Below are 8,983 nucleotides of genomic sequence, written 5' to 3' on the forward strand. Positions count from 1 at the left end.
AGCAGGCTTGACCATTTTTTCAAACGGACAGCCTGCTTCTCGTCTATTCTTTCATGGTCATTCCTTAACCTGCAAACACACCGCTTTTTTCAGAAAGCGCCGTAAACAGCTCTTCTAATGATCCCCGCTGATCTACCGGATACTGAGGCTCACCGCGGTCTTCCATCCAATTAGTTACCAAAAACGTTTTCATTCCCAGCTTGGATGCGACCATGTCCTCCTGCATGTGATTCCCGACCATGACACAGTCTGTCGGTTCAACCCCGAGCTTTTGACAAATCTCCTTGTAGTAACCAGGATTCGGCTTTGTGAAATGCGACTCCTCGTAGACAGTGACCAGCTCGAAATCATTCGGGGACATCCCGATCCAAGCGAGGCGATGGTGAATCGCATCACGCGGGAAAACAGGATTCGTCGCTACTGCAACCCGAAATCCTTGCTCTTTGGCGGCATCAATGATCTGCTTTGCCCATGGTGAAGGATACGTCAGGTGAGAAAGTGTCGGAAATACATCGCGATAAAACGAATCGAACAGAGACCATATTTCCTCCCGATCCCACTCACTGTGTTCGGTAAAATGTTCGATAAAAACTTGCTCGTTCGTCTTGTCAGGCTCTTGATTCATGATCATTGCCTTGGTCGCATCCCAAATCAGCGCCAACAGCTTTTCGGTATCGTACTTATCTCCGACATGACGGCCTACTTCAACCAAGTAACTTTTGACAAAGGGTTCTGTCTGCATCTCTAATAACGTACCGTCCAAATCAAACAGGATGGTGTTCACAGTCATAATGGATCTCTCCCTCCCAAATGCCTTACGATAGCGATGGAAAACCTAACTGACGAAGTCCCTCAAATAAGACAATAGCTGCACAATTGGACAGGTTCACAGAACGGGTCGCACCGCTCATCGGGATACGAATAGTCTGTTCCCGATATTTTTCTGTCAGCTCTTCCGGCAAGCCCGTCGTCTCCTTGCCCAAGATAATGTAGTCGCCATCCCGGAAAGAAACGTCTGTATACAACTTTTCCCCCCAGGTCTCCACAAAGTAAAAGGTACCCGCACCTTCTCCTTGTGCCGCAGCAAAGTGCTCGAAGCTCTCATGATGGTGAACATTTACTGCATGCCAATAATCGAGACCAGCCCGCTTCAGGTAACGATCGTCCGTTGAAAATCCGAGCGGATGAATTAAATGCAGATGCGCTCCCGTCGCTGCACATGAACGGGCGATGTTTCCCGTATTGGCAGGGATGAGCGGCTCATGCAAAACTATATGTAACGGCATATCTGAAAATCTCCTTGTAAATTGCGAACTTGATACCTGTACTCGTCCTATTATACCACCGTACCCAGCTTCTGTAACAAATGGAGTGCCTGCTGCATCTAATCAGAAAACTTTGGCTATCGAAGGAGTGACGATTAGATGAGGACACCCTTTTCATTTGGGCGACGCCTTGTCGCACATGTGAGCATCCTGAGTTTGATCCTGTTAGGCGCCACTTGGATGTGGACTGATTTTTCTTCGTTCCCTGCACTGGAAACATGGAGTATGCTGCTCGGCTATCTCTCATTTATTTTGATTGGCTGCACCTTACTGATTGGTCCACTCCAGTCCTGGCTCCCTGCTGGCTGGACGGCTGTCAGCTTGTCCATCCGTCGAGATATCGGCATATGGGCTGGACTAACTGGACTGCTGCATGTCATTCTTGTGCTCATCCTTTTTGAAAGTGAGCCTCGCCTGATGGTCATTCATGAAAACCGTTCTGAAAAGGCTGATGGATGGCTGGGTCTGTTCTTTTTCGATTCCTCTGATCCCACCATGTGGCCATCTCCCAACTGGACCCTCACAGGCGTTGCGAACTATCTTGGGCTGCTTGCTTTTTTCATTCTACTAGCCCTATGGCTGACTTCTTCTGCACGGGCAGAAAAATGGCTGGGTGGCTCCAGTTGGAAAAGGCTTCATCTCGCCAATCCATGGCTTTTTATCATCGTGTTGTTCCATGGCTTGATTTACATACAATCCATTAAAGGAGAACCGCATACCTTTTCAGACATGCTTATTTTCGCAGCAATGATTTGGATGATTCGCAGCATCTCATTTATACGAAGAGCTTTTTTTCGCAAGCGGTAATTATACCCCTCTTATATGAAAGAAGGCATAGCGCATTTTGGGCGTATAGGCTGTGGAATCCTCATATGCCCAATAACGCATGCTGCTATCTGTTGTATGGGCATTCACTAACGGCATCTGATTCGCGTCTTTTGCGACCACGATCGTATTGTGCTGAAAACGCCCATCCCCGTCAAAGTCATAACAAATGATATCACCTGGGAGCAATTCGGCCGCAGAGCTTTTCGTAACCGCCCGCATAGGTGGTCCACCCGATTTCAAAAGCAAATACAAGCTATGCGCTACCGTCCAGCTATAGCTCCAAGAGGTTCCTTTTCCCGTGCGAATCCACCAGCCCTTGCCCATCTCTTTCGACATCAGCATAGGGATTCCGCCAGCGTGTAAACATTGCGAAATAAAATTCGTGCAGTCATCCGTAAAACGAGGATACACGGGATTGGTCGTGTTCCAGTAGCGTTCCGCATACGCGACTGCATTTGAAGCGTTGTAACCTCCCGCTCCATGCACAATCAGCATAGGTTGGTCAATGGCATCCTCGACGCCTGACACAACGATGACAGGCTCCTCCTCTTCCTCGACCACCAATTTTTGATCCCCATTCGACTCCCTCGCCCCGATAATGGAACACTTTTCATTCGTTTTGAGCAACTGGAGCTGGAACACTCTTTTATTTGCCTCTTTATACTTGGTATGCTTGATCCCCAGTGTTTTATTTTCTTGCCATTGAACCGTTATTTCCATGGTGGCATCGGTATCTACCCAACACATGGGCGTTACTTGTCCCTGGACAGCCAATAATTTGGCTCCCCGCTCCTCAATTTTCCGCTTCTCCCGGTTCAGTCGATCCCATTCTTCCTGTACGCCAGACTCTCCTGTGAAATAAAAAGGCAGCAGCCGCTCATACTTTCCGTCCATAGATGACCGATGAACTGCTTGAAAGTATTGCTGAACAAATTCACGCCACTCCACTTTCCCCTCCTCCTTTCCGCCTCCAGCCTGCGACATAGACTCATAAACCGTTCATCTCAATGAAGAATATGTCGCTCGTGGAGCATTCAGAAGAAAAAGAAAAGCTGCCCGAGCAAGCAGACAGCTTATTAGGAAGAAGCGTGAGCAAATAGTGGACCTTCTTCTAAGGACAGCAAATATTCTTTAATGGATAAGCCACCGCCGTATCCGACCAAGGCACCATTCGAGCCAATGACACGATGGCACGGTATAATGACAGGAATCGGATTGCGATTGTTCGCACCGCCAATGGCTCGAACAGCTTTCGCCGCTCCAATAGCCAAGGCAATATCTTTGTAAGAACGAGTTTCTCCATAGGGGATGTTCGATAACTCATTCCATACAGACTTTTGAAAGGGCGTTCCGTACAATACGGTTGGAACATCAAACGTTTTTCGCTTGCCTGCAAAATACTCTTCTAGCTGTATTTTTGCGGACTCATTGATCGCATCGTTGCATGTTGGGGTAATTCCTAAGAACGTTTTTTTGCACCAGCGCACCAGAGGCTCCAATCCGTCTTGTTCATTGGCAAACTGAATGTAGCACAGCCCTTCTTCTGTAGAAGCCAAGAGCAATGGTCCAATCGGTGAATCCATCATGGTATAGCCTAATTCCTTTGCCATTTTACGTCCTCCCTCTCTCGTTCAAACTAAGCCTATGCACGAATCATGCTCATGCCTTTTTCTATCTCTTCCACTACTTCTGGTGACGCCTCTTTTGCTTTCGCGGTAATGAGCGCTTCTTGTGCCTGCTCTCCTCCGATTTTTCCAAGTGCCCATGCAGCAGTTCCACGAATGACTGGACGGGGATCTTCGAACAAAAGACGCTCCAAATGAGGAACAGCCGTCCGATCCTTGAAATGTGCAAGCGCTAGTATGGCATTACGCTGAATGGGCTTTTTGCCCCGCCAAGATGAAGAGGATTGGCCGAACTTTTCCTTGAACTCCTTATTGCTCATCTGAAGCAGCGGAATCAACAAAGGCTTGGCAATCTCCGGATCAGGATGAAATTCAGCATGATGGTCGTTGTCGATACGACGATTCTTAGGACATACCGTCTGACAAGTGTCGCAACCATACAGCCGATTCCCGATTTTTCCGCGGAATTCATCTGGAATAAAATCTTTTACCTGAGTCAAATACGCAACACATCGCTGTGCATCAAGCTGCCCCCCCTGAATCAAGGCTCCGGTCGGACAAGCGTCTACACATATATTACAGTCGCCACAGCCTTCTTCGATCGGTTGGTCGCTTGGCAACGGAAGATTCGTTACAAGCTCCCCCAAGTACACCCATGATCCGAACTCTGGCGTTATGATGGCACAGTTTTTTCCTACAAACCCAATCCCAGCTCGCTCGGCTACCGCACGATCAGACAATTCTCCCGTGTCTACCATGGATTCGATCCGAGTCCCTGGTTCCAGCTCCATAATGAATCGAGTCAACTTGTCCAGCTTGTCGCGCAGAACGTGATGGTAATCGGTTCCCCATGCTGCACGGCACAAGATTCCCCGATACGCTCCAGGCTCTGACTTTGGTGGATTTTTGAGCTTGGATGGGTAGGCCAGTGCTATTGAAATCAGGGAACGTGCCCCTTCTAACAACAGTTCCGGGTTCGTTCTCTTTTCTAAATCATGTTCTTCAAATCCAGATTCATAACCCTTTTCCCGGTGTACAATAAGCCGTTCTTTTAAGGTCGTGAATGGATCGGCACTGGCAAACCCGATCTTATCAATTCCGATTTCCTTGGCATAGTCAATGATGGACTGCTTTGTCTGCTCCCAGTACTGCAAGTCGTTCACAGCTGTTTAATCGCTCCTGTCGCCAATTCGTCGCAGCGGTTGTTCCATTTGTTGTCGGCGTGTCCTTTGACTTTTACGTACTCTACCTCGTGGGTGTCCATCAATTGCAGCAGTTCTTTCCATAAGTCCTGATTTTCCACCTGCTGGCCTTTGCTGTTTTTCCAGCCGTTTTTCAGCCAGCCTTTATACCAGCCTTGCTTGAAGCAGTTAACCAAGTATGCACTATCGCTGTACAACGTCACTTTACAAGGCTCCTTCAATGTAGAGAGCGCCTTGATGGCCGCCAACAGCTCCATTCTGTTATTTGTTGTATGCGGTTCGGCACCGGACATTTCCTTGATGTGTTGGCCGTACATCAGTACAGCTCCCCAACCACCTGGTCCTGGATTGCCGGAACAAGCTCCGTCAGTATAAATATCAACCTCACGCATCGTCATCGTCAGGGTTCCCTCCTCTGTTCTCTTCTATTGTATCGAAGCTTAGTCGCTTCCACAAAAATTTTTTGTTATACTACCAAAAATAGGTTTAATAAGGAGTGTCTATAGATGCAAGTTCAGCTAGATTCTTCCGTGTCCGAGCGTCTGCCGCAATTTTCTCTCGGCATTTTACAATACAGCAATGCTTCCGTTAGTGACTCCCCCAAAATGCTGCAAGGACGCATTAATTATTATGTGGAGAGCTTGCGGCTGGAGCACGACACTGCAAACCTGACAGAAATCGAAGGCATCCGCGAGTGGAGGGCCTGCTTTAAGCAAGTTGGCATTGATCCATCCAGATACCGCCCTTCCTCCGAAGCATTACTTCGCCGACTGCTGCAGGGAAATCCTTTTTTCTGGATTAATAGCGCTGTTGATGTTAATAATTTTTTCTCGGTTTTGCACGCGCTTCCTTTTGGGATTTATGACGTCAATCACTTAGCGGGTGATATCACTTGTCGCCTCGGCTACGCCGATGATGTCTATGAAGGATTAAATGGACGCGAAGTCAACATGGAAGGAAAACTGTTGCTCGCTGATAGTAACGGCGCATTTGGGAGTCCCATCGTTGATTCCAAGCGCTCATGCGTAACGGAACAAAGCAGCACGCTCCTCCAAATCATCTTTTTCCATGAAAAAATGGAACAATCTAAAAAAGAAGAAATCGTAGGTTCAGTTGGTCGCATGTTTACGGAAATCAACGGTGGCGAGCTGACTCACTCCTCTATAGTTACTGCCTAAGAAAAAGACGGCCCGTCATGCAGCCTGGCCGTCTTTTTCTACGCTATCTTCCTTTTTTCTAAAAACAATATGTTCCAGGACCAGGCACACAATAACTCCAAGCAGTAAGCCATTGCCGAACAAAAAACTGGCTAATGCAGGAAGTTGCTGCCAAGCTACAGCAGGTACGAACATGACTCCGATCCCGATCAGAAGCGAGCTGCCCCCAACAATAATCGTACGTTCGTCCATCTTCACATTCACGTAATCCTTCAACCCGAAGCCAAGCAGTTGCGTATAGGAAATGAACATTGCCGCGTATGCCACTGGAGTAGGTAAAGCCGCCAAAAAATGGGCAACAGTGGGAATCAACCCAATCAGCATCATCCCCAGCATCGCTATCACAAATGGCAGGCGCGAAGCCATTTTCGTCGTTTGAATAACCGCTGCTGCCAAGGAAAGTGGAATCATACCAACCACACCGCTCAAGCCTGACAGGAAATGGGATACCCCTGTAAAAATGCCCCCGCGGTTGTACTGCTTTTCAGTAGGCACAGTGTCTGTCGCTTTTCCCATGACTGACAAACTCGTCATGAGGTTTGTCAACAGAACGAATCCTGTCAGCATACTTGTTAATACAACGCCCCAATCCCAGCGTGGGGGTCCCCAAAAGAAAATAGAAGGCCATGATAATAATTGCTCAGTAGGCCGGACAGGTTCTGTCCATCCAAGAAGCGCGTACACGATCCAGCCACCAACCATGCCAAACAATACGGCAAAACTGGAGAATCGCTTCGTTCGCATAATAAACACAACAAGGGCTACGATCCCTATAGACACAAGTGCTACACCCGGTTGTACCTCTTTTGAATGCTGAAAACCAATACCGAGCATGCCGGTGAGAATGTTACTACACAAAGAAACAGCAAGCAAAATCATATACGTCCCTGAAACCAGCGGCGTAAACCACTTCTGCAATTTGCCAATCCAGCCTAATAAACCAAAAATGAAAAAGAGTAGACCTGCTAATATCATCCCCACTTGAAAGGATTGACCAATTTCTTGTGGGTGAAGACCCATGCTCGTTCCGAGTTGAGCCAAAATGATAAAGATCCCCCACCATAATCCAGCCGGTCCTTCTATCATTGGATAGCGGTGTCCAATCCATACCTGCAGTAGTGACGCGAGTCCAATGTAAAACATGGTCTGCTGCATCAGCTTTCCAATTTCATCAGCCTGCAAGCCGTACATATCTCCAATCATTAGTGGTACCGCCACACTGCTGGAAACAGTTACGATCATCCACTGCAATACGGACAGCGTCGTGATCCCCATTGGCGGTTTGTCTTGTAGTTTGTAAAACACCTCAACCACCTCGTCCTCTTACGTACACAAGTTGTCTATTTCCCTGTCTACACTATGTGCATAATAAAGCAGAAAAAAACCCCAATCATCAAGATATCTTGACATTCAGGGTTAGCTTGTAAAAGTATGGTGCCGGTGAAGGGACTTGAACCCCCACGGTTTCCCTCACGATTTTGAGTCGCGCGCGTCTGCCATTCCGCCACACCGGCAAGTACTATGGAGGAGGCACCCGGATTTGAACCGGGGATAAGGGTTTTGCAGACCCGTGCCTTACCCCTTGGCTATGCCTCCATGATATAAGGTGAAACAATTTGAGAAATGGAGCGGACGAAGGGTCTCGAACCCTCGACCTTCGCCTTGGCAAGGCGACGCTCTACCAATTGAGCTACGTCCGCATTTTAATGGCTGGGGTACTAGGATTTGAACCTAGGAATGACGGAGTCAAAGTCCGTTGCCTTACCGCTTGGCTATACCCCAATAAGTAATCCCCAACTATGAATTTATGGGGCGATCGATGGGACTTGAACCCACGAGTGCCGGAGCCACAATCCGGTGCGTTAACCCCTTCGCCACGACCGCCATAATTACTACTGTTGTCTTAAAAAATGGCAGGGGCAGTAGGAATCGAACCCACACCAAAGGTTTTGGAGACCTTCGTTCTACCTTTAAACTATGCCCCTATAAAGGTGGCTCGGGACGGAATCGAACCGCCGACACGAGGATTTTCAGTCCTCTGCTCTACCGACTGAGCTACCGAGCCTTATATCCATGCTTTACGCGCCAATTTCATTTGATTAGAAATGGCGGAGCTGACGGGACTCGAACCCGCGACCTCCGGTGTGACAGACCGGCGTGAACTCCAACTTCACCACAGCTCCATATTTGGTTGCGGGAGCAGGATTTGAACCTGCGACCTTCGGGTTATGAGCCCGACGAGCTACCGAGCTGCTCCATCCCGCGATAATCAGGACTATGTCCATTAATATTAGTGGTGGAGGCTGACGGGATCGAACCGCCGACCCTCTGCTTGTAAGGCAGATGCTCTCCCAGCTGAGCTAAGCCTCCAAATCACCTACAAATATGTAGGGATCTTTCTAGGTGACCCGTAGGGGATTCGAACCCCTGTATGACAGCGTGAAAGGCTGCTGTGTTAAACCGCTTCACCAACGGGCCAAGATGGCGGATGGAGTGGGATTTGAACCCACGAGACGGTTCGACACCGCCTACACGATTTCCAATCGTGCTCCTTCGGCCGCTCGGACATCCATCCATATGGCTCCTCGGGACGGACTCGAACCGCCGACCGATCGGTTAACAGCCGATTGCTCTACCAACTGAGCTACCGAGGAACATTGAAGGTTTGTTCCTTCAAAACTGAATACGCATGATTGCTAAGTGTGTGGATAAGTCCTCGACCGATTAGTATTCGTCAGCTCCACGCGTTACCGCGCTTCCACACCGAACCTATCAACCTCATCGTC

9 protein-coding genes, 13 tRNA genes and 1 rRNA gene (1 of these 23 cut by a window edge) are annotated in these 8,983 nt (G+C 48.5%); 2 read left to right on the top strand and 21 right to left on the bottom strand.

All coding sequences use genetic code 11. The features are described from left to right. Window positions 1-64 precede the first annotated feature (64 nt). Complete coding sequence (locus tag HP399_RS25575) at window positions 65-790, bottom strand: HAD family hydrolase (RefSeq protein WP_173621044.1); 726 nt, start codon at window positions 788-790, stop codon at window positions 65-67. 25 nt (window positions 791-815) lie between these two features. Continuing rightward, a complete protein-coding gene (trmL, locus tag HP399_RS25580) occupies window positions 816-1,286 on the bottom strand; it encodes a tRNA (uridine(34)/cytosine(34)/5-carboxymethylaminomethyluridine(34)-2'-O)-methyltransferase TrmL (RefSeq protein ID WP_048031461.1) in 471 nt (156 codons plus the stop codon). A gap of 138 nt (window positions 1,287-1,424) precedes the next feature. Here trmL and HP399_RS25585 point away from each other — a divergent pair, with 138 nt between their 5' ends. Continuing rightward, a complete protein-coding gene (locus HP399_RS25585; RefSeq protein WP_173621045.1) occupies window positions 1,425-2,132 on the top strand; it encodes a ferric reductase-like transmembrane domain-containing protein in 708 nt (235 codons plus the stop codon). Here the strand turns inward: HP399_RS25585 and HP399_RS25590 are convergent, their stop codons facing one another. The 4 genes from HP399_RS25590 to rnhA all read right to left on the bottom strand — a co-directional run bounded on the left by HP399_RS25590 (window position 2,133) and on the right by rnhA (window position 5,372). Further along, window positions 2,133-3,101: an amidase domain-containing protein gene (locus HP399_RS25590; protein ID WP_173621046.1), complete on the bottom strand. Its 969-nt coding sequence runs from the start codon at window positions 3,099-3,101 to the stop codon at window positions 2,133-2,135. It abuts the gene before it with no gap. Between the two features lie 128 nt (window positions 3,102-3,229). After that, window positions 3,230-3,763, bottom strand: a complete 534-nt coding sequence (locus HP399_RS25595; RefSeq protein WP_173621047.1) for a methylated-DNA--[protein]-cysteine S-methyltransferase — start codon at window positions 3,761-3,763, stop codon at window positions 3,230-3,232. Between the two features lie 32 nt (window positions 3,764-3,795). Then, on the bottom strand, window positions 3,796-4,941 hold the full coding sequence (queG, locus tag HP399_RS25600) for a tRNA epoxyqueuosine(34) reductase QueG (RefSeq protein ID WP_173621048.1): 1,146 nt from the start codon (window positions 4,939-4,941) through the stop codon (window positions 3,796-3,798). Beyond that, window positions 4,938-5,372: a ribonuclease HI gene (gene rnhA, locus HP399_RS25605; RefSeq protein WP_173621054.1), complete on the bottom strand. Its 435-nt coding sequence runs from the start codon at window positions 5,370-5,372 to the stop codon at window positions 4,938-4,940. Before rnhA ends, queG begins: the two co-directional genes overlap by 4 nt. Before the next feature lie 114 nt (window positions 5,373-5,486). On the opposite strand from rnhA, the gene HP399_RS25610 reads away from it, so the two are divergent. Beyond that, complete coding sequence (locus HP399_RS25610) at window positions 5,487-6,158, top strand: B3/B4 domain-containing protein (protein ID WP_173621049.1); 672 nt, start codon at window positions 5,487-5,489, stop codon at window positions 6,156-6,158. A 15-nt stretch (window positions 6,159-6,173) separates the two neighbouring features. Here HP399_RS25610 and HP399_RS25615 read toward each other — a convergent pair whose 3' ends face one another. The 15 genes from HP399_RS25615 to HP399_RS25685 all read right to left on the bottom strand — a co-directional run. Beyond that, the gene (locus HP399_RS25615) at window positions 6,174-7,502 is read right to left on the bottom strand and encodes a purine/pyrimidine permease (RefSeq protein ID WP_173621050.1); all 1,329 of its coding nucleotides are present in this window, start codon (window positions 7,500-7,502) and stop codon (window positions 6,174-6,176) included. Between the two features lie 127 nt (window positions 7,503-7,629). After that, window positions 7,630-7,711: transfer RNA gene (locus HP399_RS25620), tRNA-Leu, on the bottom strand. 8 nt (window positions 7,712-7,719) lie between these two features. After that, window positions 7,720-7,793 (bottom strand) — tRNA-Cys (locus tag HP399_RS25625). 28 nt (window positions 7,794-7,821) lie between these two features. Beyond that, window positions 7,822-7,897: transfer RNA gene (locus HP399_RS25630), tRNA-Gly, on the bottom strand. A 7-nt stretch (window positions 7,898-7,904) separates the two neighbouring features. Further along, window positions 7,905-7,979 (bottom strand) — tRNA-Gln (locus HP399_RS25635). Window positions 7,980-8,005: 26 nt separating this feature from the next. Continuing rightward, window positions 8,006-8,081: transfer RNA gene (locus tag HP399_RS25640), tRNA-His, on the bottom strand. A gap of 27 nt (window positions 8,082-8,108) precedes the next feature. After that, window positions 8,109-8,182: transfer RNA gene (locus HP399_RS25645), tRNA-Trp, on the bottom strand. A 7-nt stretch (window positions 8,183-8,189) separates the two neighbouring features. Continuing rightward, window positions 8,190-8,262, bottom strand: a tRNA-Phe gene (locus tag HP399_RS25650). A gap of 41 nt (window positions 8,263-8,303) precedes the next feature. Beyond that, window positions 8,304-8,380, bottom strand: a tRNA-Asp gene (locus HP399_RS25655). A gap of 5 nt (window positions 8,381-8,385) precedes the next feature. Further along, window positions 8,386-8,462 (bottom strand) — tRNA-Met (locus tag HP399_RS25660). Between the two features lie 29 nt (window positions 8,463-8,491). Beyond that, window positions 8,492-8,567, bottom strand: a tRNA-Val gene (locus tag HP399_RS25665). Window positions 8,568-8,601: 34 nt separating this feature from the next. Further along, window positions 8,602-8,675, bottom strand: a tRNA-Glu gene (locus HP399_RS25670). Window positions 8,676-8,679: 4 nt separating this feature from the next. Then, window positions 8,680-8,772: transfer RNA gene (locus tag HP399_RS25675), tRNA-Ser, on the bottom strand. Between the two features lie 3 nt (window positions 8,773-8,775). Beyond that, window positions 8,776-8,851 (bottom strand) — tRNA-Asn (locus tag HP399_RS25680). Window positions 8,852-8,901: 50 nt separating this feature from the next. Continuing rightward, a 23S ribosomal RNA gene (locus HP399_RS25685) occupies window positions 8,902-8,983 on the bottom strand; it runs 2,847 nt beyond the window's last position.

The sequence above is a fragment of the Brevibacillus sp. DP1.3A genome (assembly GCF_013284245.2).
Taxonomy (GTDB): Bacteria; Bacillota; Bacilli; order Brevibacillales; family Brevibacillaceae; genus Brevibacillus.

Excerpts from the sequence above, each read along its gene's own strand:
- HP399_RS25585 (WP_173621045.1), top strand. The coding sequence starts at position 1,425 with ATGAGGACACCCTTTTCATTTGGGCGACGCCTTGTCGCACATGTGAGC.
- HP399_RS25575 (WP_173621044.1), bottom strand. The coding sequence starts at position 790 with ATGACTGTGAACACCATCCTGTTTGATTTGGACGGTACGTTATTAGAG.
- HP399_RS25595 (WP_173621047.1), bottom strand. The coding sequence starts at position 3,763 with ATGGCAAAGGAATTAGGCTATACCATGATGGATTCACCGATTGGACCA.
- HP399_RS25610 (WP_173621049.1), top strand. The coding sequence starts at position 5,487 with ATGCAAGTTCAGCTAGATTCTTCCGTGTCCGAGCGTCTGCCGCAATTT.
- rnhA (WP_173621054.1), bottom strand. The coding sequence starts at position 5,372 with ATGCGTGAGGTTGATATTTATACTGACGGAGCTTGTTCCGGCAATCCA.
- trmL (WP_048031461.1), bottom strand. The coding sequence starts at position 1,286 with ATGCCGTTACATATAGTTTTGCATGAGCCGCTCATCCCTGCCAATACG.